The following is a 24,727-nucleotide window of genomic DNA, read 5'->3' on the forward strand; positions in this document are numbered from 1 at the left end:
GGGAAGTCCAAGTTCGTTGGATGTTTAGTTCCAGCCGCCGTCGGATTCGATGGTGGTGCCGGTGACAAAAGACGCATCTGGGGAGAGCAGAAACGCGACCACGGCGGCGATTTCGTCTGGTTCACCCAACCGACCGAGTGCGCTCATGGAGCGGATGAGCTTGTCGAAGGGGACGTCGGCCAGTGCCGGGTGGGTGTAGTTGGCGGCGTAGCGGATGGCCATCGCGGTGGCGGTGGCGCCCGGCGCAATCGCGTTGATGGCGATGTTTCGGTCGGCGAGTTCGGGAGCCAGATTGCGCACCATGGCCGAGATGGCGGCCTTGCTTGCCGCGTAGAGCGCGTGGTGATGGACGGCAAGGCGCGCACTGACCGAGGAGCTGAGCACGATCCGGCCGCCGTCGGTCATCGCGGCCACCGCGGCCTGGGTGACGAACAGTTGTCCGGCCACGTTGGTCTGAAAGAGGAGATCGAAGTCGGCCTGGGTGATGGTTTCCAGCGCTCCGAAGTGTTCGACGCCGGCGTTGCTGACCAACAGGTCCAGGCCGCCGAACTCCGACACCACCGCGCCGACCAACTCATGGGTCTGCGCCGGGTCGCTGACATCGCCGGGGAAGGTTGCCGCCGCCCACCCCTGGTCGGTCAGTTCGCCGACGAGTGCGTCGGCGGCGGCTCGATCGGATCGATAGTTCACCGCGACGGTGGCTCCCTGGGAGGCCAGACGCCGCACGATCGCGGCGCCGATTCCGCGGCTGCCTCCGGTGACGAGGGCCCGCTTGCCCGCCAGGGTTGGTATCGATGTCATGGTGTTTCCTCTGTTCGCCTATGCAATAGTCAGCTACATTGACTAATCTAGTCGTAGAATCGCGCTAATGGCAACAGGTGCGACGTCACTGACGGGCACCGCATACGCCCGCGGGACGCAGTACGCGCAGCGCCGCGGAGACGGCTTGGCGGTCGTGTCGGCGGTGCTCTGGTGCGGCGGTGGTGACGTAATGTGTCTTTCTCATGGGGCGGGTGGGCGATGGAGCCGAGAACGGTATGGACGACGCGCAGCAGGTGGATCTAGGGGTGGCGTTGTTCATCCCGTACCGGTACATGGAGGACCGGATCTTCCGGGCGCTCCAGGACGCCGGGTTCGATGACTGGACCCTGGCTCAGGTCCGGGTGTTTCAGCGCATCGCGCCGGACGGTTCGCGTCTCACGGACCTCGCTGATCAGGCGCAAATGAGTAAACAGAGCGCCGGGGTACTCGTCGATCAACTGGAGCGCTTGGGCTATGTCCGCCGGGTCCCCGACCCGACCGATGGGCGCGCACGGTTGATCGTGATCGAGGAACGTGGCCGCCGAGCGGCCGAGGTGGCCATGGCGACATCGGCCGAGATCCTCGCGGAGTGGGCGGCCTATCTGGGCACCCGCAACTTCACCTTGTTGCACCAGATCCTGGATCAACTCCGCGAGATCACCGACCCCTACGCGCACAAACCCTAGCCGCGCTGCGGCTCCACCCGCGGTCCCCGGACGCTGGCGACCCATCCGGGTAGGAGGGTGTCGCTTGCTCTTGACATGGTCAATGTTATTGACTAATTTGGTCAGTGATTCTGACGTTGTCTCGACATCGGCGTCGAGGTCCGACATCTGCACCATCCATTAGAAGGAGCATCGCCATGGGTATCAGCCTGATCCGCGGTGGGGACCCCGAGCGGCCGATCAACGCGGCGGCGCGGGCGGCTATGAGCGCGCCGAACGACGCGCCAAAACTGTGCGACACCAGCGACATGGTGATCGTGCACCGCATGTTTCGCCGCGAATGCGTACTGCTGTCCCAACTCGTCGCTGCAGTACCTGCCGGCGACGTCTCCAGGGCCCACCCTGTGGCCGGGCGTGCCCGCGAAGTTCTCGACATGCTCCATCACCACCACCTGGGCGAGGACGAACTGCTCTGGCCGAGGCTGTCGGCGCGGACTCGGTTCCACGCCGATCTGCTCGCCCGCATGGACAGCCAGCATCATCGCCTCGCGGTGCTGCTCGAGCACGCCACTGCGGCGTTCACCGCGTGGCAGGACGCGCCCACCGCGAACACCAGCACGGCACTCATCGAGCTGCTGGAACGACTCTCGGCCGGACTGAACGAGCACTTCGACGAGGAGGAAGCGGCGGTCCTGCCGATCGTGGAAAGCGTCATCACCGCCGCCGAATACCAGGAGGTGGGCGAACGGGGACTGGTGTCGATACCCCTAACCCGCCGCCTCATCGCGCTGGGCTACCTCCTCGAAGACACCACCCCGCAGGAACGAACCGACTTCCTGGCTCGCGTACCCGCACCCGTCCGACTGGCCTACCGCCTCATCGGAGCACGCCAACACCGCCGCGAGGCCACCCGTCTGCGCAGTCCGCTACACCCCTGAACCGTCAACCAACGAAAAACGAGAGCAGAAGGAGAGATTGATGAGCTTTGACACCAAGCACGGCACCCGCGGTGCCCGTCAGCCCGGCGGAAAGGTGATGGCCTGGATGAACCGCTGGAACATGAGCCGGATTCGCGGCAACGCCGAGAAGGTGATGGGCATGGAGGCGCTCGTCCTCACCACCGTCGGCGCCAAGAGCGGCACCCCGCGCCAGACCCCGGTCGCCTACTTCCCCGATGGCGCCGACAGTTGGCTGATCGTCGCGTCCGCGAACGGAGCCGCGAAGAACCCCGCCTGGTACTACAACCTGGCCGCGCACCCCGACATCGTCCAAATCCAGCTCGCCGGGCGCACCATCGCGGTCAGCGCAGAGCAGCTGCACGGCAGGGACCGCCAGCACGCGTGGCGCCACATCACCAGCACCGCAAAGCGTTTCGCGAAATACGAGCAGAAAACCGACCGCGAACTGCCCGTCATCCGCCTGCGCGCCCACTAAACCCCACACGCTAACCCCACACCGAAAGGCAAGACCATGTCCATAGTCATCACCGGAGCCACCGGCCAGCTCGGCCGGCTCGTCGTCGAACAGCTGATTGCTGCCGGCACATCGCCGGACACGATCGTCGCGACCGGCCGCGATACCGAGAAACTCACCGCTCTCACGCGCGAGGGAGTGACGGTGCGCCGCGCCGACTTCGCCGACCCGAGCACGTTGAAGGAGGCGTTCGCCGGCGCCGAGAAGCTGTTACTCGTCTCGACGGCAACGGTTGGTCAGCGGTTCGACAATCATCGCCACGCCATCGACGCGGCGCGCGACGCCGGGGTGTCGCAGGTCGTCTACACCAGCATCGTCAATGCGTCGACGGCGCGGATGCAGCTGGCTGACGAGCACCGGCGCACCGAGGAGTACCTGCGTGACAGCGGTCTGCCGTTCGTCATCCTCCGCAATGGTTGGTACCTGGAGAATTACACCGACCAGTTGGCGACGATCAGTCAATATCACGCGCTGGTGGGTAGCGCGCGCGACGGTCGGGTGAGCGCCGCCAGCCGACGGGACTACGCCGCCGCCGCCGTCGCCGTACTCACACAGGATGGGCACACGGGCGCCACCTACGAACTCGGCGGATCGGCATTCACCCTGACCGAACTGGCCGCCACGATCAGTGAGGTCCTCGGCATCGACGTCGCATACCGAGACATGCCGGTCAGCGACTACACCGATTTCCTGATCGGGGTGGGACTGCCCGCAGAAATGGCCGCCGCCGTGGCCGACGCCGACGACGGACTCGCCCGTGGGGAGCTCTACACCGACAGTGTCGACCTTCAAACCTTGATCGGTCGGCCTCCAACCACACGAGGGGACGCCTTCCGCGACGCGGTCGCCAGGGTGTCGTCGAGCCAGTCGTAGATGCGTGCGAAGGCCAGGCGCCCCGCGCCGACCTGGCAGTGCGCACCGGCGCCTTCCTCGGCGGTGAAGTCCAGCAACGTCTTCGGGCACGTGAGGTGGTCGAACAGCAGCCGGGGTTGGCCTTCGAAGAAGATGTCGGTGGCCGCATCGCAGACCAGGGTCGGGCAGCTGATCTGTTCGGCGATGCCGTCGGCGAGCGTGTAGTCCAGGTATGAGGCGAAGAAGGCCCGGGGGCTGTCGACGCCCATGACGTACTGGCCGTGAGTGGCGGCCCAGCGGATGTTCGGATCGGACGCCATGAGTTGGGCGATCATCGCGTCCACTTCCGGCGCGGACTCGGCCCGCAGCACGGCTTCGGATTCGGCGCGGGTACCGGGCATCGATTGAGTGACGGTGAGCCCGAGGTCGTAGACGCCGTCGAATGCGATGCAGGCAGCGAGCCGGTGTTCGTAGGCGGCGGCGCGCGGCGCCAGCAGGCCGCCCATCGATGCACCGAGTAGCGCAACTCGGTCCGGGTCGACGCCGGCTCGGTCCAACGTCCAGTTCAGTACGGGTGTGACGACGTGCTCCCAGTCGGTCCGGAAGACCAGTCCGTCGAAGTGCAGCGCTGCCGGTTGACCCGGGCCGTCGAACGTCACGACGTTGTAGCCACGCTCCTGGCCGGCGGCCGCGCCCATCCAGTGCATTTCTTCGCACGTGCCGTCGAATCCGCTGTGCATGATGATCGTCGGGCTCGGCCCGGTGTCCCCATCGCGACGAAGGGCGGGGTAGAAGTAGCCGTGTAGCACTGTGTCGTCGTAGGGGATCTCGATCGGCTCGACGGGCGGGTCGAGCAGGGCGGCCGCAGCGACGAAGCATTCGCGGGCTCGACTGTAAGCGTGCTTGATGCGTGGGTCGTCGGGGTTCTCGTGGAGATAGAAGTCGGCCGAGCGGTAGTAGTTACTCGCACGCATCAGGCCGTCGCGCGCGCTGACGAGATGGCCTGCGGCGTTTGCCTTTTCCGCCTCGGCGGCGATCCGGTCGGCGGTGGCCGCCCACTCGTCGTACCAGCTGTCGTAGTCGCCGGCCGTGATGGCCTGGGCAGTGACCAGCACCTCGCCGATGTCGGCTCCGCCGTACGCGGTGGCTCCGAGCACCCGCAGCGTCTCGAACCAGAAGGAAGTGTCGGTGGGGAAGAGGACGGGTTCCATGAGGTGCTCCTTAAGTCATTTTGAATTGCTTTAAGCACACGGTATGACCGTCTCGACGTAAAAGCAAGAGCTGATGCTTTAAGCTGCACTCCGTGACCGAAGACGAAGAGGTTCGTCGGCGCCCCGGTGGACGCAGCGCCAGAGTCGCGGCGGCGGTCCACGAGGCCGTGGACGCGCTGCAGGCCGAGTTGGGCCCCGGCGGCTTCACGGTCGCCGATGTCGCCAGGCGCGCCGAGGTCAACCCGACCAGCATCTATCGGCGATGGGGCAGCTTGGAAGCCGTCATTCTCGATATCGAAGCGTCCAGACTCACCGACCTCTCCCCGCTACCCGACACTGGAACCCTGCGCGGCGACCTGCTCACCTACGCGCGCGCCGCCGCCGCCGACATCGCGCGACCGGGCGGATTGGCGTTCCTGCACGCGTTGATCGGCGCCCGCGACCTCAGCGACGAGCAGCGTTCCGCTCCGCTACTTGCCCGTGCCGCGCAGTTCCAGGCGATGCTGCACCGAGCCCAGGGCCGTGGCGAACCGGCGCACGACCCCACGGCGATTGTGGACTGCATCCTGGCGCCGATCTACCTGCGATTCCTACTCGGCCTCGATATCAACGAGCCGGACCTCGAGTTGTTCGTCGACCGAGTACTGGCTTCAGCGCCTTCGGAGGGCGTCCGCCGTACCGCTAAGGCACTGCGCGCCAAGGACTGAGACCTCTGCGGCCGCACGTTCACCCGAGCGCACCGCCCCGTCGACCCATCCGCACATGACGCTCGAACTCTCAGTGCCTGCCCAGTGAATTCGGCCGCACGGCCTTCGCAGCGCATGTCCGAATTCGGTGAGCACACCGGTGGGCGCGTGACTGAGCATGCCACCTCCTGAATATTGCTCCCGGCTCCAGTTCTGTTCGATGAAATCGATTGGGGCGTTGGCCTTTTTGCCGAACCGAGTGACGAGTTCGGAAAGCACCGCGCTCCGCCGTTCGGTCGCGTCCAGCCGGTCCAACGTCCTGGCGATGGGCCCCTCGACGATCACACAGAGCACTCCCGGCCGGGCTTGATTCCCCGATGCGTCGATGGTGATCGTGGCGGGTGAGCCGGGGGCCGCCGATTGCCCTGACAGCCCGTCGTCACGCCAGAACGGTTCGTCGTAGACGATGTTGATCTTGAATATCGCACCGCTGGGCATGCGTTGGTGCAGGAACGATCGATCGGTGGGCAGCATCGGCTCGTAGAGGATGTGACTGGCGATCGCCAACGGCACCGCGACGATGACCTTGTCCGCATGAACTGAAATGCCGTCGGCGTGCACCGCCACTCCGTCGGCGCCCTGGACGATGCGGCGCACTGGCGCGCTGAGATGGACGGCGTCGCCGAGTTCGTTGGCGACGGCGTGATAGATGGCACCCATGCCGCCGATGGGACGAGCATCTTGTGAGGCGCCTCTGATGCCCAACACGAATCCCGGTCCGCCGCCGGACGCTAGCTGGTATGCGACGAACAGCATGGAGACCTCCGATGCTGCCGACGTGTAGCACCCGGCCACCGCGGTCTCGAGCAGATCGCGCGCCGGCTTCGACGCCACATGGCCGTCGAGCCACTTGGCGAGGCTGATCTGGTCCAGCTTGGCCGCGTTCTTCGCCTCCCACGGCGCGGCAAGTGGGATGGATTTGCATAAGTGTTCAAGCTCGGCCATGCCTGCACCGAGATTGACTGTGGCCCAAGGACTCATCGTCCACGGAATCTGGCCGCTGTAGCGGTACTGCTTTCCGTCGATGACCATCATCGCCTGGCCGTCGGCGTACTGCTTGTAGCTACCGACGCCGAAGTCGGTCATCAGTTTGAGAATGCGATCCTGAGTGGGGCCGACCCACGCGCCGCCGCGGTCGATCCACAAACCGTCGTCCCGGACCTCGGTGAAGGTACGTCCGCCCACGCGATCGCGGGCCTCGAGCAATGCCACCGAGTGGCCTGCTTGCTTCAAGCGCAAAGCGGCAGTCAGGCCTGCAAATCCAGCGCCGACCACGCAGAAATCAACATCCGACATAAGGACGGAGTAGCACGCCCATGGCACGAAGTGGCTCAAACGAACAAAGCATCCCGCGCAAGTCGCCTACAAATCTCGTTTCAACGACTGATCGTCCGCGGAATGGCGAACGCGGACAGCTTGTCCGGGTTGCGCATCGCGTACAAGTTGGTGATCTTGTCGTCGACGATCTCGATGAGGAACACGCCTTCGAGCACATCGCCGCGGTGGACGACGATCGCGGGCGCGTTGTTGCAATTCACCATGTCGAACCGCACATCTGGCGTGCGCCGTCCGAAACGGAAGAAGGCCATGAGGACTGCGGCTACCTTCTTCGCGCCGACGACTGGCCTGCGCGAAGCGGCGGCCTTGCCCCCGCTATCGGCGGTCCAGGTGGCGTTGGGCGCCAGCAGCGAAAGCAATCCATCCATGTCGCCGGTACTGGCCGCGGTCATGAACTGTGCGGTGAGCTGCGCCGTGCGTGCGGTGTCGACGGGTCCGAACCGCGTGCGTCGGGCATGCACGTGCTCCCGGGCGCGGTGCGCCATCTGACGCACCGCCGTCTCGGATTTGCCTACTGCGCCGGTGATCTCGTCGTAATCGAAGCCGAACACCTCGCGCAGGATGAACACCGCACGCTCGTCCGGGGTGAGCGTTTCCAACAACACCAGCATCGCCATCGAAATCGACTCGGCGAGTACCACATCGGCTGATGCGTCGTGCTCGGCGAGCAGTAGTGGCTCGGGCAGCCACGGTCCGATGTAGTCCTCGCGACGACGTGCCCGTGCGCGTAGCGCGTTGAGCGCCTGGCTGGTCACCAGCTGCGCCAGATAGGACTTGGTGTCGCGGACGGTGGCGAGCTCCACGTCGGCCCACCGCAGGTAACTGTCCTGAAGCACGTCATCGGATTCGGTTGCCGAGCCCAGTATTTCGTAGGCGATCGTAAATAGCAGCGGCCGTAGATGGGTGAAGCGCTGCGCGTGGTCGTCGCCTGCCGAGATTGGACCCTCGGTGTTCACTGTTCGGTGACCGCTTGCGCCGCCTCCACTGGCTGCTCGCCACGCGCACGGCCCTTGAAGTAGAACGCGGAGCCGGGTTTACGGGCCTCTTGTCGCAGGCCCCACAGGGTGCCCTTGCAGATGGCCTCCTTCAGTGCGGCGGCGGCGCGGCCGCCGAGGTAGAAGTTGACCGAAGTGTCGTCCTTGCGGGCGATTTGGAAGGTGCCGGCGTGTCGGCCCAGGCTGATGCACGACCCCACGAAGGCCGGGGTGATCACCGTCGGCGTGGTGACGGCGATGCGGCTGAGCACGGTGTCGGCGGCCTGCTCGCCGAGTGGCGCGGCCGCCTGGCAGCTCATGCGCAGCGGCCGGCCCGATGGTGCGGCGCAGTCACCGGCGGCCACGATCCGCGGGTCGTCGATGCTGGTCATCGTCTCGTCGGTGAGCAGCCGTCCCATCGCATCTGTGCGCAGTCCACTGGCCGACGCCAGCTCCGGCACGCCGAAGCCTGCGGTCCAGATCGTCACCGCGCTCGGACGTACCGCGCCGTCGGCGAAGACGACGGCGTCCGGTCGGACCTCCGTCACTACGTCGGCCTCCAGCACGACGACCCCAAGCTTGGCCATCACCTTGGCGACCGAGCGACGGCCCGGTGCGGACAGCGACGGTCCTAGCTGACCGCCGCACACCAGCGTGACGTTGCGGCCCTGCTCGGCGAGTTCGGTGGCGGTCTCGATCCCGGTCAGCCCGGCGCCGACGACGGTGATCCGGGCGTCGGAGGGTAGCTCGTCAAGGGCGGCGCGCAGTCGCTGAGCGTGCTCCAATTCCGCTATCGGATAGGCGAATTCGACCGCACCTGGTACCGATGCAGGCACCGCGCCAGTGCTGCCGACCGCGTAGACGAGGTAGTCGTAGTCCAGTGCGCGACCCGTTGCGAGCTGCAGCTTGCGCGAGGCCGTATCAATGCGGGTGGCGGTGTCGACGACGAGACGGATGCCCTCGCCGAGCAGCCTGCCGTAGTCGGCCGTGGCGGAGGCGGTGCCCGCCACGAGTTGGTGCAGTCGGATCCGTTCGACGAACTTCGGCCGCGGGTTCACCAGGGTGATTTCCACGTCGCCGACCTTCCGCAGATGGTTGGCCGCAAATGTTCCCGAGTAGCCGCCGCCGATGACGACGACCTTGGTGTGTTGAGTCATGCCCTCAAGACACCGCAGCACGGCGATTCGTGACAGAACGTGACGTGGGTCACTCCGTGGTTACCCGCGGTCGGCGTGCAGCGATCTAGCGGGGCGTGCGCGACCCCGCGCGGCGGCCCGTGATGCCGAGGTAGCCGGCGATCAATATGACGGCGAAGACGATGCCGACCAAGAACGGGATGATCTTGAACCCGCCGTTCTGGTTGGAGTAACCGAGCTTGTAGGACACCCAGGTGCCAAGGAAGGAGCCGATCGCACCCAGCACGACGGTCATGATGACGCCGATGCTCTGTTTACCGGGCATGACGAGGCGGGCGAGCACCCCGACGATGAGCCCGACGACGATGGCGCTGATGATGGTTCCGATCATTGCGTGACTCCCTTGTGCGGGTCTGGATCCTGACGTGGATTGACCAACCCCTGATACCCGATGCCCGTGCGTTTAATCGCACTCGCCGCACTACGCCGAAAGGTCGTCGTCGTCCCAGTCGCTGGAATCGACGTCCTCCAGCGACGTCAGCCGCGGGTCGGCGGTGGCCCTGGTGCGCTGGCCGCCCTTCGTGCGCGCGACGTACATGTTGGACGTCGCGATCGTGATGAGTTCCTCGATGACGTCGTGCGGGGGGTGCCCGACGAGCGGGGCAATCGGCGTGGCCACCACGCCGATGCTGGCGGTCAGTCGGTACGGAGCGGTGCGGACGCTGTGTTGCAGTCGGTCGGTGAGCACGTTGGCGTCGGCACTCGTGAACGTGTCGGCGACCAGGTATTCGGACTCGCCGACGTGCGCGAGGAGCGCGTCGCGCCGCAGCGTCTCGCCGAGGCGGTGCCCGACCGCCACCCGCGCTTCGTTGCCGCCAGCGGCGCCGTGCATCGCCGTCAAAAGCGAGAAGCTGTCGAGGCTGACGACGATGATCGCGAGGTAGCGGTCGTCGTCCCGGTCGCGGGCGGCGACCATGGTCGCGACGCGATCGAAGAACGCCTCGCGCGTCAGCAAGCCGGTCAGCGGCTCGAGCTCGCTGTAGTGGATCTGCGTGTTGGCCATTCGAACCAGGTTGCGGCACACGAACACCACGAACAGATTGGTCAGCACGAACAGCGCTATCCCGCACACGGTGACCGCGGGTTCGACACCGCCGAAACGGACCGTCAGCGCGACGATGGTCGCCGCCGCGATGCACCACGTGTACGCCAGCAGTCGCCCGTCGTGGAACAGCGCGGTGAACGACGACACCACGATGAACGTGCTGGCTCCTACCAAGCCGAGTCCGGGGCTGGCCTCGATGAGGCAGGCCGCGGCGATGCAGAGGCTCCCGACCACCACGCATAGCTGGGACTGCAAGCGAGTTGGCCAACCGGACCTCAACCACAGCGATCCCATCGCCACGCAGCAGATCGATATCGCGACGGCCAGCCAACGGTTGCGCGCACCAGTCGGGCCGAGGTCGCTGAGCATCAAGATCAGTGGAACGGCACTCAGTCCGAGCAGGTTTGCCGCGATCAACCGGCAGGTGGCGCGCTGGAGTCCTCTGGCCGCGAGATATGACGTGATCCAGTAGTAGTGGTCTTCAGAATGGAGCCAACGCCTCGCTGTCTTCAACATCTTTGCGAGCTCGCATCACGGTCGGGTCCCTGGCCGAGGTGGGCAAAGTGAATGGATCGGCCAACGTGCACTGGAAAAGATTAGCTGACATAGCTAGCCATTGGTTAGCTATTTGAACGGATGAGTGTGACGAGCAGGCCGCCGAAGCGCTACGCCGGCGCAGGCCCCACCAGAAGCTGCGTGATGACGGGCGCCGCCCATCGGCTCAGTTCGTCGCGGCTGATGTTCGCGATCGGCGGGTTTTCGAGCACGTATCTGGTGGTGGCCAGCCCGATGACGAAGGATCCCATCAACCCGATCCGCTGCAACGGATGGTCGGCCACGGCGGTAAGCAGTTTGGGCGCCACCTGTTTCGCGAATACCTCACGAAGAGTCTCGGCGGCGATGGCGCTCGTCGTGGCGGCCCGCAACAGCGCCACGAACGTCTCGTTCTCCTCCCAGACCGCGAAGAACTTGGGCAAGAGGATGCCTGCGACCTCGGCGGGGTCGACGTCGGACATGTCGGGCAGGTCGATCGTGAAGTCGACCGCAGCTGCGAACAATTCCTGCTTGCTGCCGAAGTACCGGATCACCAACGCAGGGTCGACGCCGACGTCCGCCGCGACCGCGCGCAGCGTCGTGCGTTCGTACCCACTGGCTCCGAAGCGACGACGGGCGGCGGTCAGGATGTCGGCCTGCGTCTGGCTGGCATTGCGGTCACGCGTCGTCGGTGTCGTCACGACGGGACCTGTCCGGCAAGTAGTTGTTCGAATACGGGGCCTGCCCAGCGGGTGAGTTCTTCGCGACTGAGGTCCGCGACCGGCAGGTCGGGTAGCACCGATCTCGTCATGGCAAGTCCGATGACGAACGCATCCGTCAACGCAATCCGTACGTCGTGATTGTCCGGGGTGATCGCATGCAACGTCGGCGCCACATGCGTGGCGAGCGTCTGGTTCAGGGTGTCCGCCGCGACGCGGCTCGTCATCGCCGCGCGCAACAGCGCGAGGAAGGCCTGGTCTTCTTCCCATACGGCGAAGTACCGCGGCAGCAACCTGGCCCCGATGTCATCGGGTTCGACGCCGGCCAGCGACGGCAGTTCGATCCTGAACTCGGTGGCCGTCGCGAACAAGTCCTGCTTGCTGCCGAAGTAGCGAATGACCAGGGCCGCGTCGACTCCGACGTCAGCCGCGATGGCACGCAGGGTGGTGCGTTCGAATCCTTCGGTCGCGAACCGGTTGCGCGCCGCCGCGAGGATGTCGGCGCGTGTCTGGGCGGCATCGCGAGGCCGTTGGGTGCCCATGGCCCCTGACTCTATGTCAGCTGCCGTTGACCGAGCGTCAAGCCCCGGCCGGTGTGCTTTCATGTGGTCATGACGGATCCTAAGGTCAGCTCGATTGCAGGTGTGCCGAGCTTCTTGCTAGGCGCCTATGACATCGCCACCCTGGGCTATCGCGCCGAGGAGTTCTTCGTTTCGGGGACGGCATCGTCGTACGCGCCGGTCGGAACGCTGGGTTCGGATGGACACTGGGACGTGGTGGGGGCCGATGCTGCGGCCTACACGACGCGCATCGTGGCGCTCACGCCGGAGGACGACGCCGCCTTCAACGGAACCGTCGTCGTCGAATGGCTCAATGTGAGCGGCGGCATAGACGCTCCGGCGTTCTGGTCGATGGCCCACCGCGAAATCGTGCGCGCGGGCTACGCCTACGTGGGGGTCTCGGCGCAACGGGTGGGCATCGACGGTGGGGGACTCAGCCTCGGCTTCGACATGTCGCTCAAGACGCAGAACCCCGAACGCTATTCGAGTCTGAACCATCCCGGCGACGCGTTCGCCTACGACATCTTCACTCAGGTCGGCCGGCTTGTGTGGGAAGCCGAAGACAATGGAGTGCTCGGGGAACTGAACCCGGAAATCGTGCTGGCGGTGGGGGAGTCGCAATCGGCGATCTTCTTGACCACCTATGTCAATGCCGTCGATCCACTGGAAGAAGTCTATGACGGCTACCTGGTCCACTCCCGGTTCGGACCGGCCGCCCCACTTGATGGGGACTCGTTGCTCGATGAGTCAGGTGCAGCGTCGACTCAGCCCGTTCGGTTCCGGGACGACTTGCGAGCGCCGACGCTGGCGTTCATCACCGAAACCGACTTGGTTGGCGCGTTGGTCATCTCGGGCTACTACCCGGCGAGACAGCCCGATTACGACTTCCTGCGGGTGTGGGAGGTGCCCGGTAGTGCGCACGCCGACAACTACACGATCCAGGTGGGCTTCATCGACAACGGATTGGCACCGCTGGATGACATCGTGAAGGCCTACGCGCCGACCAATGTGCTGATGGGACAACAGCTGTCGCATTTCATCAACTTCGCGCCCCAGCACCACTACGTTCTCCAGGCCGCGCTCGCCGCGCTGCTCGGCTGGGTGCGCACTGGCAAGCCTGCGCCGACCGGACCGCAGCTGGCGGTGACCGAGTCGGAACCCCTTTCGTTCACTCTTGATGCGAATGGCATTGCCGAGGGCGGCATTCGGACGCCGTGGGTGGACGTTCCGGTGGCCAACACGTCGGGCATCGGCAGCGGCGAGACGGAAATGGCTGCGCTCTTCGGTTCGGGTGAGGTGTTCGACGCCGCCACTCTGCAGCGGCTCTATCCCGGCGGCGTCGGGGACTACCTCGAGCGGTTCACGTCGTCGCTCGATCAAGCGATCGCAGCGGGCTTTCTGGTAGCCGCCGATCGAGCGGAGATTCTCCAGCTTGCCGAGGCGACGTTTCCCCAGGGCTGATCAGCGTCGATCTTGAATTGGACGCGGTTGACGAGGGCTGTTGTCTCGGGAGTGGCATTCGAGTTGCAAGCCGAGCCACAGTCCATCGCCAGGACTCAGGACTACGATCGCCCCACATGACCACACCATTGCAGGCGCCGCCCGCACGCGCCGCCAGGAACGGAATCGGCTACACCGCGCTGGGGCTCGGAATATTGGCTCTGATAACGAGTCCGCTGCTGGTCGGACTGCTGTTCGGCAGCCTGGCGATCACGCTGGGCCTGGCCGGTTTGGACGCGGCCCAGTACGAAGAGGCCACCAACCGCAAGTCGACGATCGCGGCTGTCGTGCTCGGCGTCATCGCGAGCATCATCGGCCTCATCGCCCTGGTGTTCAGGGTCGGGTTCCTCATCTGCCGGTTTTTCTAGGCATCGCAGATCAGGCGATGACCGATTCGCCGAACTCGGCGATCGACTCCGGCGGCGCGAAGTCGGCGAACCACACGTAGAAGCGTTGCACTCCTTGGCCTTCCAGAGCAGCGAAATATTCTTTCAAGGCAGCGGCATCCCCGCACACCAGGCCAGCCCCGAGGATGCCCCATAGCCGCTGTGCCTTGGCGGTCACGGCCTCGGCGTCGTCGCCCCTTCGCACGAACCCGACCATCTGTTGCACCGAGACGCGTGCCGACCCAATGGACGGCCTTAGCTCGGACAGTCGGTGAACGGCGTTGGCCGGGAGGTTCCACCAGTCGGCGTGCCGACGGACCAGCCCGAGCATCCGCGGCCCGACGCCGCCGAGCACGATCGGGATGCGTTGGCTGGGCGTCGGTATCTGTGCGCGCTCGCCGTCGGGCGCCCAGTACTGCGCGAGTGCCTCCAAGGTTTCGCCGAGCGCCGTGACGCGCGCGCCCGTCGTCGCGGCCCCGACGCCGAACTTGGCGAGTTCGTCTGGCATCGAGCCGGATCCGAGCCCGAGTTCGAAGCGGCCGCCGGAGGCCTCGGCCAGTGTGACGGCTTGCTTGGCCAGCACCGCGGGATGTCGGAACGCGTCGCACAGCACCAAGTGCCCGATCCGCAGCCGCTCTGTCCGCGCAGCCACCCACGTCGCGACGGTCATCGCCTCCCAGATCGGGCTGGCCGGCGCCATCGGCGTCTCGAGGTGGTCGAGGAAGGCGATGCCGTCGAATCCCGCCGACTCGGCGGTCTGCGCGCGGACGACCAGGTCGTCGATGCTCTGTCGGCTCTGCGGGACGTAGAGAAACCATTCCGTCATGTGCTGCCCCTGCCTATACTCATGCGGGCCAATGATAACGGCATTCTCCATTATCGAGAATCCATTTCCGCGGTTGGGAAGGGACGGACACATGGGAGCCTGCGACGGCCGGGTCGCACTCGTCACCGGCAGTAGCCGTGGGCTGGGCAAGGCGATTGCGCAACGGCTGGCCCGCGAGGGCGCGACGGTGGCGCTGACGGCCCGCACGCTGGAACCCGACCCGAAGTACGACGGTTCCCTGTTGCAGACCCGCGACGAGATCACCGCCGCCGGGGGACGGGCGATCGCCGTGCAGGCCGATCTCTCGGCGACCGAAGACCGCGAGCGACTCTTCGCCGAGGTGGTGGCATCCGTCGGCGCTCCGGACATCCTGGTCAACAACGCGGCGGTGACGTTCCTGCGCCCGCTCGACGGATTCCCTGAGAAGCGGGTCCGACTGATGATGGAAATGCACGTCGTCGCTCCGCTGCATCTGAGCCAGCTGGCCGTCCCGGCGATGCGCGAACGCGGACGGGGCTGGATCCTCAACGTGACATCGGTCGGCGGCGACCTGCCACCGGGGCCGCCGTTCTCCGAGTTCGACGCGACCGCTGGCTTCGGCATCTACGGAACGGTCAAGGCTGCCCTGAACCGTTTGACGAAAAGCCTTGCGGCCGAACTGTATGACGACGGCATCGCCGTCAACGCCGCCGCCCCGACCAATCCGGTCGCTACCCCGGGAGCGGGCACGCTGGACCTGGCGAAGACCGACACCGAGGACATCGCGCTGATCACCGAGACGGCGTTCACGTTGTGCACCGGCGACCCGAAGACGATGACGGGTCGGATCGCCCAGACGCAGCCCTTTCTGCGCGAAATCGGTTGGCCTGGTGTATGACCGGCTGGCCGCCATCGGGGTGACCGACGTGCGGCCGCTGGCGGGTGGCGCGTCTAGCCTCACGTTTCAGGGGCTGATGGACGGCGAGCGCGTGGTGGTCAAGGTCGCGCCTGCCGGCCACGAACCGGTCGGGCACCGTGACGTGTTGCGGCAGGCGCGGATGATCGATGCATTGCGGTCGACGGATGTGCCGGTGCCCCGTGTGCGGTGGCAGGACGCAGGCGCCCCGCCGGACGTACCGCCGCTATTCGTGATGACAATGGTTGGCGGCGAGTCCTTCGAGCCGCTCTTCGACGACGTCACCGCAACGCCGAACGAGGTTGTCGCGCAGCGCTATCGAAATGCCGCGAGCGCGATGGCAACGCTGCATCGCCTCGCTCCGCAACACCTCGGCGTAGGCGACGAACCGGTCGTCGATCCCGCAGCCGAAGTCGAGCGCTGGTGTGCCACGCTACGGACGGTCGACCAGGAGCTGGTTCCGGCGTGGTCCGAGACCGCTGACCTGCTGCGCGCCGGGCTCCCGGCGGGGATGGGTCCGAGCGTCGTGCACGGTGACTTCCGGCTGGGCAACCTGCTCGCGGTCGGAGCCGACGTCGCCGCGGTGATCGACTGGGAGATCTGGTCGGTCGGCGATCCGCGCATCGACGTCGGGTGGTTCCTCGTCAACGCCGACCCGGCCACCTATTCGCGTCCGTCAGCATATGTTGACGCCGTGCCACCGCGCACTGACTTGCTGCGCTGCTACGGCGAGGTACCCGACGTCGAGTGGTTCATGGCGTTGGCCTGCTTCAAGTCGGCTGCCACCTGGGCGCTGATCGTCAAGCACAACCGCCGAAGGTCAACGCCCAAGCCGGAATTGGAAGCGATGGCGCCTGTCGTGGGCCGGTTGCTCGAGCGCGCAACTCAACCATGGACCAACGTCGAAACGTAGTATCACCCGCGATACTGAGTTTTCGAGCCATGTAGTGGTCCGGAAACCTAGCCGCGCGGAATCCCTGCGAGCTTGTCGGCGAACTTGGCCTCCGCGGCCTCGCGCAGCCGCAGCAGATGCTCCGACGGGAACATATCGGGGGCAGGCGCGACGTCCTTGAGCAGCTGGCGCGCCAGCGTCACCTTGTGCACTTCGGTTGGGCCGTCGGCGAGGCCGAGCACGAACGACTCCGTCAGGTACTGAACGAACGGCATCTCATGCGAGGTGCCCAGCGAGCCGTGGATCTGAAGCGCGCGGGCCGAGACGTCGTGAAGTACCTTCTGCATCATCGCCTTTACAGCCGAGACGTCGGCGCGTACCGCCTTGTAGTCGTTGAACTTGTCGATCTTCCAAGCGGTTTGGAGTGTCAGCAGGCGGAAGGCCTCGATCTCCATCCATGAGTCGGCGATCATCTCCTGCACCATCTGCTTGTTGGCCAGCACCTCGCCCTGGGTGTACCGCGACACCGCGCGCTCGCAGATCATGTCGTAGATCCGTCGCACCAACCCGACCGTGCGCATGGCGTGGTGGATGCGTCCTCCGCCGAGCCGTGTCTGCGCGACGACGAACGCGCCGCCGCGGGGGCCGAGCATGTGATCGTCGGGTACCCGCACCTGCTCGTACCGTACGTAGCCCTCGCGTCCGCCGCCACCGAGTGGTTGATAGCCCAGCCCGACGTCGCGCAGCACGTTGATGCCCGGTGTGTCCCCGGGGACGACGAACATCGAATAGCGTTGATACGGCGGGGCGTCCGGGTCGGTCAGCGCCGTGACGATGATGAACGACGCCTTCGATGCGAACGACGAATACCACTTCTCGCCGTTTATGACCCAGTGGTTGCCATCCTGAACGGCGGTGGTGGTGAACACCTTCGGGTCGGCGCCGCCCTGCGGCTCGGTCATCGAGAAGCAGGAGATGATGCGGTTGTCGAGCAGCGGCTCGAGGTAGCGGGCCTTGAGCTCGGGGGTGCCGTAGTGCGCAAGGATCTCGCTGTTGCCGGAATCCGGGGCCTGCGAGCCGAATACGATGGGCGCGCACTCCGACCGCCCGAGGATCTCGTTGAGCAGGGCCAGCTTCATCTGGCCGTACCCGGGACCACCGAGGTTCGGGCCGAGGTGGGTGGCCCACAGTCCACGGTCCTTGACGACTTGCTGCAGCGGCGGAATCAGCGCCTGGCGCACGGGATCGTCGAGGTCGTGCGATTCCTTCACGACGTAGTCGATCGGTTCGCACTCGGTGCGCACGAAATCCTCGACCCAGTGCAATTGTTCGGCCCACTCGGGGTCGGTCTCGAAATCCCACGACACGGCTAGGTCCTCATCCGTGCTGCGTCAGCGTGACTGAGCACCTGGTTGCGGTTTTCGAGTTCGAGCGCGGAGTCGAGCGACGCATCGGTGTTGGCCTGCAGTGCACGCTTGGTCAGCTGGACGCCGAGCGGCGAAAGGCCGGCGACCGTAGCCGCCAATTCGAGGGCACGCGCACGCAGTTGGTCGGGATCGACGAGTTCGCTGACCAACCCGCGCCGGTCCGCCTCCGCTGCAGATACGGTGCGTCCGGTGAGCATCCAGTCGGCGGCGACACTCGTGCCGACGATGCGGGGCAGGTGGTAGCTCATACCCATTTCCGCGCCCGAGAGCCCAAGTAGGATCGCTCCGTTACCGAATGATGCTGCGGTCGAGCAGATTCGGATGTCAGCTGCCAAACACAGCGCGAACCCAGCACCTACGCACGGCCCGTTGACGGCGGCGATGACGGGTTGTGGGAGCGCGCGAATCGCCTCGGGCAGTGCGGCCATCGACTCCTGGAAGCGCAGCCGGTCAATCGCTGGGTCTTCTGCCGCCGGTATGTCGCCGAAGTTGCGCGTGTCCAGCCCGGAACAGAATCCGCGCCCGGCACCGGTCAGCACGACGGCGTGCACGTCGTCGTCGGTCGCCAGCGCCGCCAGCGTCTGGATCAGTTCGGCCCGCATGACCGAGTTGATGGCGTTGAGCCGGTCGGGCCGGTTCAGTCGCAGCACGACGACGCCGTCGCCAGCGCCGTCGAGGTCCACTGTCTCTGGCACGGTCACACCCGTTCGATGATGGTCGCGGTGCCCATACCGCCGCCGGTGCACATGGTGACCAGACCCACGGTCAGGTCGCGGCGCTCGAGTTCGTCGAGCACGGTGCCGATCAGCATGGCGCCGGTGGCACCGATGGGGTGGCCGAGGGCGATGGCGCCGCCGTTGACGTTGACGCGCTCGGGATCGAGGCCGAGGTCGCGAATGGTCTTGAGCGGCACGGCCGCAAAGGCTTCGTTGACCTCCCAAAGGTCGACGTCCTCGACGCGCATGCCTGCCTTGTCGAGGCATCGTTGGGCGGCGGGACCCGGCGCCGTCAGCATGATGATCGGCTCGCTGCCGATGGCGGCGGTGGCGCGGATGCGGGCACGCGGTGTCACGCCGTGGGCCTTCGCCCATGCGGAGGACGCGACCGCTGCGGCGGCCGCGCCGTCGACCACGCCGGAGGAGTTCCCCGCATGGTGCACGTGGTCGATGGCGTCGATGGTGGGGTAGCGGTCCACGCAGATCTCGTCGAACGTGCGCGCTTCGCCGTCGGCGGAGGCCGTGCCCATCGCGGCGAATGCGGGCTTGAGGCCGGCGAGCTTCTCGGCAGTGGTGCCGGGCCGGGGATGCTCGTCCTGTTTCAGGACTACCGCGCCGTTGTCATCGGTGACGGCGATGACCGAGCGTTCGAAACGGCCGTCGGCGATGGCCGCAGCCGCGCGGCGTTGACTCTCCGCGGCGAAGGCATCGACGTCCGCGCGGGTGAAGCTCTCGAGGGTGGCGATAAGGTCAGCCGAAATACCCTGCGGGACAGTGGGGTAGCGGTTGCGGAAGCCAGGGTTGTCGCCGTCTATCGTTGGGATGCCGGCGCCGACTCCCCACCGTGACATCGATTCGACCCCGCCTGCGACGACGAGCTGCTCGGCGCCGGAGGCGACCGCGGAGGCGGCCACCGTGATGGCCTGCTGGCCGGATCCGCAGAAGCGGTTCAACGTCATGCCGGGCACCGATTCGGGCCAACCCGCCAGCAGGAGGGCGAGCCGGGCGATGTCGTCGCCATGATCACCGGCCAGGATGCCGTTGCCCGCGATGACGTCGTCGACCTCGGCGGGTTCGAAGCCGGTCCGCGCCGCCAGCGCGCTCAGGCACTGCGCGAGCAGGGCCTGCGGGTGGATGCCGTGCAGGGCGCCGTCGGGGCGGCCCTTGCCGCGCGGTGTGCGGACGGCGTCGAGAATCCAGGCGTCGATGTCGAGCTCCCGTCGTTGCGAGCTTTCCGGGTGGAACAGTCAGCGAGAATCGTATTCTCGCTGACCGTCTACTGCAATACCGCTTTGCGAGAACGCGTTCTCAAACGTTAGATCATTTCCTTCTTGGTGAGCCACCTCATGACCGGCCAGCCGGCGAACACCGGCAACCAGCAGGTGATGATCCGGTAGAGCAGCACCGACGGCACCGCGATGGCCGCGGGTACCCCGAAGGCCGCGAGGCCACCGATGAGGGCGGCTTCGACGGCGCCGACACCCCCGGGGGTGGGGGCGGCCGATGCCAGCGTGCCTCCGATCATCGTCACGACCGTCACCGTGATGAACGACGTGTCGCCACCGAACGCCTCGATGGCTGTCCACAACCCCAGCGCCGCGCCCAGAGTGGTTGACGCACAGCCGAGTACGATCAGACCGAGTCGCTTCGGCTCGCGCGCCAGCTCCTTGAGGTCGACGATGACCTCCTTCAACCGCGGACGCACCTCAGTCGCCAGCCAGCGTCGTAGCCGCGGCACGGCCATGAATGCGCCGATCAACCCGAGCGCGACGCCTCCGGCCAGGTACAGCACCGTGGCCGACGGGACGAACTTCTCCAGGTTCGCGGAAGCGCCTGCGATCGCCGTGAACGCGATCAGCAGTGTGACGTGCGTGATCACCTGAACGACCTGCTGCAGGGCGACGGCCGCGGTGGCCCGCATCGCGGTCAATCCCCCCTTCTGGAGGAACCGGGTACTCAGGGCCAGCCCTCCGACGCCTGCCGGGGTGGTGGTGGCGGCAAAGGTGTTGGCAAGCTGCATGATCGTGAGGTCGCGCAGGCTGACTTTTCCGTCGGCGCAGGCCCACAACGCGAGGGCGGCCCCGACGAAGGTAACGGCCGAGATCGCCAGCCCAAGTAAAGCCCACCAGTAGTTCGCGGATCGCAGTTCACCGAAGAATGCAGGCACGGTGCTGATGAACGGGTAGGCCACGTACACCAGCGCGACGAGCAGCACCATCTGGATGACCTGGTTGCGCGCGAAGCGGGTGATGGTCTCCGAAGGGATCGCGCTGGCCCCGGTCTGGTGCATGACCTCTGCGCGCACGGTCTTGATGAGCGCGCCGACGTCGCCGACGGATTTCCGCAGTCGTTGCGGCATGGCGGATTTCGCGAGCCGCCGGGACGCGGTGAGTACTTCGGTCCGGCCGAATACCTCGATGGCAGCGGCGACGGCCGACGGTGGGTCGTAGAGGTGCGAGGTCGTCACCAACAATTGCGCGATGTCGGAACGGAGTTGGGTGTCGGTGGCTCCGTACTCGGCGTTGCCGAATCCGCCGAACAGGACGCGACCGTCCTCGACGGTCAGCGCATCGGAGTACAGCGTGCCGTGCGAGATCTGTTGGTCGTGAAGTACCCGAAGCGATTTCCAGACGTTCGCGACGGGGGTGGACTCCACGCATTCGGCGAGCGGGGTGCCGCGATCCGGGGTGCGGGCAAACAGTGTCCAATCGCGGTCAAGGGTGGCCAGTGCGAGCGTGGTGGTGCTGGACACCTCGAGATCGGTCGCGGCCATCGTCATCAGGGCGCGGTGTTCGACCTCGCGGCGCAGTGACATCTGCAATGGCGCGGTCTCGCCGCCGCGGAAGCGCAGTTTGCGCCAGAGTTGGCGCAGCGTGCCGCCGCTGCGCTGGTTGGGTCCGTACAACTCGAGTTCGGCGGTGTCGGATCCCGTCGAGCGCGCGGCCAAGATCAGCGCCCCCGGGCCGGCGGGACGGATGACGGTGAGTGCGTTGGCGAGGAAGCCACGGCGAGCCAGTGCCCGTACGGCACCGTCGAGCGGCACCTCCAGCGCGGGCGTGCCGACCAGCAGCACCACCAGCGCGCCGACGAACCAGCCGACGGCCAGACCCAACAGCGACCGCGCGGGCACGATGGCGCTGACCACCAGATGTATGGGCACGAACGCCAGCAGCAGCGCCCACCACCACCGTCGCCAGCGGGCCGGTAGCCACGGTCCGGAGACGGTGAGCACCGCTGCGAGCATCGCGATCCACCTCGGGTCGTCGAGAAACTGCGACAGGGTGGTGCGCAACCGTTCGGATAGATCGAAGTGCCACTTGGGCGCGGCGAAGCCGCTGCTGCTGACGGACAGTGAAAGCACCGCAAGCAGGCCTGCGGCGGCGTAGGCGCCGAGCATCTTCCACTGCCTGGCGAGGATCAGGCCGATGAAGATGGCGAAGGGAAGGCCCAGGATGGCCAGGCCGTAGAGCAGATAGACCAGGTTGGACTGGGTGGGCGTGAGGAATCCGACGATGCCCGAGGCGGAGCGTTCGAGGGCCACCCAGTCGCGGCGGGTGATCAGCGAGCTGGCGATGACCGCGGCCAGAAAGACCGTCGCGAGGGAAAGTCGCAGGATGTCATTGGTGCGCCGGGTGAGCGGTTGCAGCAGACGGCCGGAAACGGCGACGTCGCGACCGTCAACGCGCATCTGTGGCGGATCCTTCGGATTGGGGCCCCGTGCAGTTTCCGACAACGCGGAAGCTTCGGACAACATAGCGTTGCCGGACCGTCTGACCGGCCAAACTCGCAGGTGGTCCCGGTCGATTCGGCTCACGGGGAATAGCTAGCCCACTTACCTAAGTTGTTCATAGCGTCCTCACATGGAATTTGGAGTAACGTGAAACACGGATCCCAGGGGTAGGCAATGAGGTCGACGCCTGGTGTCCTGCAATGACTTTGAATCATGTCGGGGTGTTTCGTAGTCGGAATTTTATTGACGCAAGTGTTATCAGGGGTTCGTAATGAAGAGTCTTAAGTCCATCGCAGCGGGTGTCGCCATCGCCGGGGCGCTTGGCTTCGGCGCCTTCGGTGTCGGCACTGGCGTGGCAAGCGCCGCGCCGGTGCCCGGAGGCCAGTTCGCCCAAGATCCCGGCTGGGGTCACGGGCACGGGCACGGTTGGGATCACGACGGAGGTTGGCGTGGTGGCCCCGGCTACTGGGCGCCACCACCGCCGCCGCCGCCCTACTACGGCTACGGGGGCTACGGCCCACCCTGCGTGAGCGGCCCGTTGGGATTCGTGCAGGTCTGCGCGTAGCCACACCGAGCAAGTAGCCACCACGATGCCCCTCGCCAACTGGCGAGGGGCATCGTGCTGTGCGGGGCATCAAGATCGAGGTTTCCGCAGGTAAGGGCCTACGCCCAAGATCGCAGATCATGAAAAATCTCGCCGGGGCTTAGCTATTGCCAGGATATTGACGTGTAGGTAATGTCGCGCGTTATCCGGTCACGCATGTGTCCAGACCGCCCGCTCCATGAACGCGTGACCTCCGGAACGAGGGGATTCGGAGGTCACGCCCGCGGTCGGAACGGGGCTGCCGTGGGAGCCGGTCTAGGCCGAATTCGAGGTGGCGTCGGTGAGGTACGCCAGCTCTTCTTTGGTCCGGCGTTCGACGAGCAAAGGGACGAAGCTGCGAATTGGGGCGTCGGCGAAACGTTGTCCTACTGACGTAGCGATGTCGTGCACCGTGCCCACGGGAACGTCCGGGTGACCGTTCGTCAGGCGGCCGATGGCGGCACCGATGAGCCGATCCTCTTCTTCTGAATTAACCACCCGTATATCGTGCGCCTTGCTAACTACTTCTAACAAGTCGGTGAACGCGTGATGAAGGCCACGCCAACCATCGGGGGTTCGCCGCTGGATGGGCCGCGCTCACGACTTGCGCAGGCGACAATTAGACGATGAGGTCCTTCGTCTCGGTTTACGTGGACATGGCAGCGGGGGCGGCCGAGGTGCGCGAGGCCGTCGCGCGGTTGCCTGTGCCCAAAGATGTTGTGCGCGTTGAGGTTGACGACGGTTTGATGAGTGACACGTTCGGGTGTCGTATCGCGGTGGACCTCACCGGCAGCTTCGATGAGCGCCTGCAGGGGCCGACGATCGCGCGGCACTACGCGGACGCGCTGGCGGCCCAAATCGGCGTGCCGGCGTACGCGTTCTACGACCTCGTCCGGAGCGAGTATCCAGCAAGTTAGCGGCCGAGGATGGGATCAGCGTCACCGCTGGGTGCCGCTCGTGACGCGTAACCCATCGGCGAAGATCGCGACCAAGCGTTGGTTGTGCGCGAGTTCCTCACCAGGCAGGGGTTGGCACAACAGGGCGACGGCGTGCAGCACCTCCGTGGCGCTGACGTCGGTACGGATCTCACCGGTCGCGGTGGCGGCCTCGAGCAGGGTCGTGACAACGGGTTCGAGGCGCTGCATGAAGTAGCCACGCAGGGCGTCGAACGCTTGATCGCCCGAATGCATGGCTGCGGCGAGTCCCCTTTTGGTTCCGACGAATTCGGTATACCGGTGAAGGAATTTCACCAGCGTCGCCGTCGGTTCGTGTGCCGCGCTCAAGGCCGGACCCGCATCGGCAAGCGCGTCGATCTCGCGTTCGAGCACGGCCGCCACCAGGTCCGAGCGCCGCGGGAAGTGCCGGTAGAGCGTTCCGACTCCGACTCCGGCCGCATCGGTGATCTCCTTCGCGGGGGCGTCCACTCCCGAAGCGGCAAACACCGACTTCGCTGCCTCGAGCAGGGCGCCGACGTTGCGCTGAGCATCCGAGCGTTGCCGCCGCGGCGCGGGTTCGGCCGACTCGGTTTCCGTCGATGCCATGTTCCCGCCCGTCTCGTGCCGTTAACCGGAATGACTTTCCAAATAGGCTTGCATACCGGAATTGCTTTCCATATAGTTTCGGAAAGGCATTCCGGTTACGTCGAGAGTACGTCACCG

27 protein-coding genes are annotated in these 24,727 nt (G+C 66.0%); 11 read left to right on the forward strand and 16 right to left on the reverse strand.

The features are described from left to right. Window positions 1–24: 24 nt before the first annotated feature. Entirely contained in the window at window positions 25–801 is a 777-nt protein-coding gene (locus SLQ30_RS28935; RefSeq protein ID WP_319450383.1) for an SDR family NAD(P)-dependent oxidoreductase, read from the reverse strand. A gap of 236 nt (window positions 802–1,037) precedes the next feature. Here SLQ30_RS28935 and SLQ30_RS28940 point away from each other — a divergent pair, with 236 nt between their 5' ends. The 4 genes from SLQ30_RS28940 (at window position 1,038) to SLQ30_RS28955 (ending at window position 3,812) form a co-directional block, all read left to right on the forward strand. After that, window positions 1,038–1,487, forward strand: a complete 450-nt coding sequence (locus SLQ30_RS28940; protein WP_319450453.1) for a MarR family winged helix-turn-helix transcriptional regulator — start codon at window positions 1,038–1,040, stop codon at window positions 1,485–1,487. Between the two features lie 176 nt (window positions 1,488–1,663). After that, window positions 1,664–2,404, forward strand: a complete 741-nt coding sequence (locus SLQ30_RS28945; protein WP_319450382.1) for a hemerythrin domain-containing protein — start codon at window positions 1,664–1,666, stop codon at window positions 2,402–2,404. 40 nt (window positions 2,405–2,444) lie between these two features. After that, window positions 2,445–2,900, forward strand: coding sequence for a nitroreductase/quinone reductase family protein (locus SLQ30_RS28950; RefSeq protein ID WP_319450381.1), 456 nt, complete (start codon window positions 2,445–2,447; stop codon window positions 2,898–2,900). A 36-nt stretch (window positions 2,901–2,936) separates the two neighbouring features. Next, complete coding sequence (locus SLQ30_RS28955) at window positions 2,937–3,812, forward strand: SDR family oxidoreductase (protein WP_319450380.1); 876 nt, start codon at window positions 2,937–2,939, stop codon at window positions 3,810–3,812. Here SLQ30_RS28955 and SLQ30_RS28960 read toward each other — a convergent pair. Further along, a complete protein-coding gene (locus SLQ30_RS28960) occupies window positions 3,728–5,002 on the reverse strand; it encodes an alpha/beta hydrolase family protein (RefSeq protein WP_319450379.1) in 1,275 nt (424 codons plus the stop codon). The genes SLQ30_RS28955 and SLQ30_RS28960 overlap by 85 nt on opposite strands. A gap of 92 nt (window positions 5,003–5,094) precedes the next feature. Here SLQ30_RS28960 and SLQ30_RS28965 point away from each other — a divergent pair, with 92 nt between their 5' ends. Further along, window positions 5,095–5,709, forward strand: a complete 615-nt coding sequence (locus tag SLQ30_RS28965) for a TetR/AcrR family transcriptional regulator (RefSeq protein WP_319450378.1) — start codon at window positions 5,095–5,097, stop codon at window positions 5,707–5,709. Here the strand turns inward: SLQ30_RS28965 and SLQ30_RS28970 are convergent. From SLQ30_RS28970 to SLQ30_RS29000, 7 genes are all read right to left on the reverse strand, one after another. Next, a complete protein-coding gene (locus SLQ30_RS28970) occupies window positions 5,653–7,044 on the reverse strand; it encodes a flavin monoamine oxidase family protein (protein ID WP_319450377.1) in 1,392 nt (463 codons plus the stop codon). The genes SLQ30_RS28965 and SLQ30_RS28970 overlap by 57 nt on opposite strands. An 80-nt stretch (window positions 7,045–7,124) precedes the next feature. Further along, window positions 7,125–8,042, reverse strand: coding sequence for an RNA polymerase sigma-70 factor (locus SLQ30_RS28975; RefSeq protein WP_319450376.1), 918 nt, complete (start codon window positions 8,040–8,042; stop codon window positions 7,125–7,127). After that, on the reverse strand, window positions 8,039–9,217 hold the full coding sequence (locus SLQ30_RS28980) for an NAD(P)/FAD-dependent oxidoreductase (RefSeq protein ID WP_319450375.1): 1,179 nt from the start codon (window positions 9,215–9,217) through the stop codon (window positions 8,039–8,041). The genes SLQ30_RS28975 and SLQ30_RS28980 overlap by 4 nt, the downstream gene beginning before the upstream one ends. A gap of 85 nt (window positions 9,218–9,302) precedes the next feature. Next, the gene (locus SLQ30_RS28985; RefSeq protein ID WP_319450374.1) at window positions 9,303–9,587 is read right to left on the reverse strand and encodes a GlsB/YeaQ/YmgE family stress response membrane protein; all 285 of its coding nucleotides are present in this window, start codon (window positions 9,585–9,587) and stop codon (window positions 9,303–9,305) included. Between the two features lie 90 nt (window positions 9,588–9,677). Next, window positions 9,678–10,817: a GGDEF domain-containing protein gene (locus SLQ30_RS28990; protein WP_319450373.1), complete on the reverse strand. Its 1,140-nt coding sequence runs from the start codon at window positions 10,815–10,817 to the stop codon at window positions 9,678–9,680. Between the two features lie 149 nt (window positions 10,818–10,966). Beyond that, window positions 10,967–11,536, reverse strand: a complete 570-nt coding sequence (locus tag SLQ30_RS28995; RefSeq protein WP_319450372.1) for a TetR/AcrR family transcriptional regulator — start codon at window positions 11,534–11,536, stop codon at window positions 10,967–10,969. Continuing rightward, on the reverse strand, window positions 11,533–12,096 hold the full coding sequence (locus SLQ30_RS29000) for a TetR/AcrR family transcriptional regulator (RefSeq protein ID WP_319450371.1): 564 nt from the start codon (window positions 12,094–12,096) through the stop codon (window positions 11,533–11,535). Before SLQ30_RS29000 ends, SLQ30_RS28995 begins: the two co-directional genes overlap by 4 nt. Window positions 12,097–12,165: 69 nt before the next feature. Here SLQ30_RS29000 and SLQ30_RS29005 point away from each other — a divergent pair, with 69 nt between their 5' ends. Together SLQ30_RS29005 and SLQ30_RS29010 are read left to right on the forward strand one after the other, a co-directional pair. Then, window positions 12,166–13,575 (forward strand): alpha/beta hydrolase domain-containing protein, encoded by a 1,410-nt coding sequence (locus SLQ30_RS29005; protein WP_319450370.1) that lies wholly within the window; start codon window positions 12,166–12,168, stop codon window positions 13,573–13,575. 116 nt (window positions 13,576–13,691) lie between these two features. Beyond that, entirely contained in the window at window positions 13,692–13,982 is a 291-nt protein-coding gene (locus tag SLQ30_RS29010) for a hypothetical protein (protein ID WP_319450369.1), read from the forward strand. 10 nt (window positions 13,983–13,992) lie between these two features. On the opposite strand, the gene SLQ30_RS29015 is transcribed toward SLQ30_RS29010, so the two are convergent. Further along, on the reverse strand, window positions 13,993–14,826 hold the full coding sequence (locus SLQ30_RS29015) for an LLM class flavin-dependent oxidoreductase (RefSeq protein ID WP_319450368.1): 834 nt from the start codon (window positions 14,824–14,826) through the stop codon (window positions 13,993–13,995). 91 nt (window positions 14,827–14,917) lie between these two features. On the opposite strand from SLQ30_RS29015, the gene SLQ30_RS29020 reads away from it, so the two are divergent. Further along, window positions 14,918–15,703 (forward strand): SDR family oxidoreductase, encoded by a 786-nt coding sequence (locus SLQ30_RS29020; protein WP_319450367.1) that lies wholly within the window; start codon window positions 14,918–14,920, stop codon window positions 15,701–15,703. Then, complete coding sequence (locus SLQ30_RS29025; RefSeq protein ID WP_319450366.1) at window positions 15,696–16,634, forward strand: phosphotransferase family protein; 939 nt, start codon at window positions 15,696–15,698, stop codon at window positions 16,632–16,634. Before SLQ30_RS29020 ends, SLQ30_RS29025 begins: the two co-directional genes overlap by 8 nt. A 47-nt stretch (window positions 16,635–16,681) precedes the next feature. On the opposite strand, the gene SLQ30_RS29030 is transcribed toward SLQ30_RS29025, so the two are convergent. From SLQ30_RS29030 to SLQ30_RS29045, 4 genes are all read right to left on the reverse strand, one after another. Continuing rightward, on the reverse strand, window positions 16,682–17,980 hold the full coding sequence (locus SLQ30_RS29030; RefSeq protein WP_319450365.1) for an acyl-CoA dehydrogenase family protein: 1,299 nt from the start codon (window positions 17,978–17,980) through the stop codon (window positions 16,682–16,684). Window positions 17,981–17,982: 2 nt separating this feature from the next. Further along, window positions 17,983–18,741, reverse strand: a complete 759-nt coding sequence (locus tag SLQ30_RS29035) for an enoyl-CoA hydratase/isomerase family protein (protein WP_319450364.1) — start codon at window positions 18,739–18,741, stop codon at window positions 17,983–17,985. Continuing rightward, a complete protein-coding gene (locus tag SLQ30_RS29040) occupies window positions 18,738–19,901 on the reverse strand; it encodes an acetyl-CoA C-acyltransferase (RefSeq protein ID WP_413468211.1) in 1,164 nt (387 codons plus the stop codon). The genes SLQ30_RS29035 and SLQ30_RS29040 overlap by 4 nt, the downstream gene beginning before the upstream one ends. A 170-nt stretch (window positions 19,902–20,071) precedes the next feature. Beyond that, window positions 20,072–22,444: a lysylphosphatidylglycerol synthase transmembrane domain-containing protein gene (locus SLQ30_RS29045; RefSeq protein ID WP_319450363.1), complete on the reverse strand. Its 2,373-nt coding sequence runs from the start codon at window positions 22,442–22,444 to the stop codon at window positions 20,072–20,074. 313 nt (window positions 22,445–22,757) lie between these two features. Here SLQ30_RS29045 and SLQ30_RS29050 point away from each other — a divergent pair, with 313 nt between their 5' ends. Then, window positions 22,758–23,051 (forward strand): hypothetical protein, encoded by a 294-nt coding sequence (locus SLQ30_RS29050; protein WP_319450362.1) that lies wholly within the window; start codon window positions 22,758–22,760, stop codon window positions 23,049–23,051. Window positions 23,052–23,345: 294 nt separating this feature from the next. Here the strand turns inward: SLQ30_RS29050 and SLQ30_RS29055 are convergent, their stop codons facing one another. Beyond that, window positions 23,346–23,567: a three-helix bundle dimerization domain-containing protein gene (locus SLQ30_RS29055; RefSeq protein WP_319450361.1), complete on the reverse strand. Its 222-nt coding sequence runs from the start codon at window positions 23,565–23,567 to the stop codon at window positions 23,346–23,348. A 128-nt stretch (window positions 23,568–23,695) separates the two neighbouring features. Between SLQ30_RS29055 and SLQ30_RS29060 the strand changes: the two genes are divergently transcribed. Further along, entirely contained in the window at window positions 23,696–23,986 is a 291-nt protein-coding gene (locus SLQ30_RS29060) for a hypothetical protein (RefSeq protein ID WP_319450360.1), read from the forward strand. 21 nt (window positions 23,987–24,007) lie between these two features. On the opposite strand, the gene SLQ30_RS29065 is transcribed toward SLQ30_RS29060, so the two are convergent. After that, complete coding sequence (locus SLQ30_RS29065; RefSeq protein WP_319450359.1) at window positions 24,008–24,610, reverse strand: TetR/AcrR family transcriptional regulator; 603 nt, start codon at window positions 24,608–24,610, stop codon at window positions 24,008–24,010. Window positions 24,611–24,727 lie beyond the last annotated feature (117 nt).

Source organism: Mycobacterium sp. RTGN4 (genome assembly GCF_033804635.1).
GTDB lineage: Bacteria > Actinomycetota > Actinomycetes > Mycobacteriales > Mycobacteriaceae > Mycobacterium.

Bases quoted from the DNA above. Each gene is read 5' to 3' on its own strand.
- SLQ30_RS28940 (WP_319450453.1), top strand. From the start codon at position 1,038: ATGGACGACGCGCAGCAGGTGGATCTAGGGGTGGCGTTGTTCATCCCG.
- SLQ30_RS29020 (WP_319450367.1), top strand. From the start codon at position 14,918: ATGGGAGCCTGCGACGGCCGGGTCGCACTCGTCACCGGCAGTAGCCGT.
- SLQ30_RS29000 (WP_319450371.1), bottom strand. From the start codon at position 12,096: ATGGGCACCCAACGGCCTCGCGATGCCGCCCAGACACGCGCCGACATC.
- SLQ30_RS28935 (WP_319450383.1), bottom strand. From the start codon at position 801: ATGACATCGATACCAACCCTGGCGGGCAAGCGGGCCCTCGTCACCGGA.
- SLQ30_RS28955 (WP_319450380.1), top strand. From the start codon at position 2,937: ATGTCCATAGTCATCACCGGAGCCACCGGCCAGCTCGGCCGGCTCGTC.
- SLQ30_RS29065 (WP_319450359.1), bottom strand. From the start codon at position 24,610: ATGGCATCGACGGAAACCGAGTCGGCCGAACCCGCGCCGCGGCGGCAA.
- SLQ30_RS29050 (WP_319450362.1), top strand. From the start codon at position 22,758: ATGAAGAGTCTTAAGTCCATCGCAGCGGGTGTCGCCATCGCCGGGGCG.
- SLQ30_RS28945 (WP_319450382.1), top strand. From the start codon at position 1,664: ATGGGTATCAGCCTGATCCGCGGTGGGGACCCCGAGCGGCCGATCAAC.
- SLQ30_RS28980 (WP_319450375.1), bottom strand. From the start codon at position 9,217: ATGACTCAACACACCAAGGTCGTCGTCATCGGCGGCGGCTACTCGGGA.
- SLQ30_RS29010 (WP_319450369.1), top strand. From the start codon at position 13,692: ATGACCACACCATTGCAGGCGCCGCCCGCACGCGCCGCCAGGAACGGA.
- SLQ30_RS28985 (WP_319450374.1), bottom strand. From the start codon at position 9,587: ATGATCGGAACCATCATCAGCGCCATCGTCGTCGGGCTCATCGTCGGG.
- SLQ30_RS29045 (WP_319450363.1), bottom strand. From the start codon at position 22,444: ATGCGCGTTGACGGTCGCGACGTCGCCGTTTCCGGCCGTCTGCTGCAA.
- SLQ30_RS28990 (WP_319450373.1), bottom strand. From the start codon at position 10,817: ATGTTGAAGACAGCGAGGCGTTGGCTCCATTCTGAAGACCACTACTAC.
- SLQ30_RS28950 (WP_319450381.1), top strand. From the start codon at position 2,445: ATGAGCTTTGACACCAAGCACGGCACCCGCGGTGCCCGTCAGCCCGGC.
- SLQ30_RS29015 (WP_319450368.1), bottom strand. From the start codon at position 14,826: ATGACGGAATGGTTTCTCTACGTCCCGCAGAGCCGACAGAGCATCGAC.
- SLQ30_RS29060 (WP_319450360.1), top strand. From the start codon at position 23,696: ATGAGGTCCTTCGTCTCGGTTTACGTGGACATGGCAGCGGGGGCGGCC.
- SLQ30_RS28970 (WP_319450377.1), bottom strand. From the start codon at position 7,044: ATGTCGGATGTTGATTTCTGCGTGGTCGGCGCTGGATTTGCAGGCCTG.
- SLQ30_RS28960 (WP_319450379.1), bottom strand. From the start codon at position 5,002: ATGGAACCCGTCCTCTTCCCCACCGACACTTCCTTCTGGTTCGAGACG.
- SLQ30_RS29005 (WP_319450370.1), top strand. From the start codon at position 12,166: ATGACGGATCCTAAGGTCAGCTCGATTGCAGGTGTGCCGAGCTTCTTG.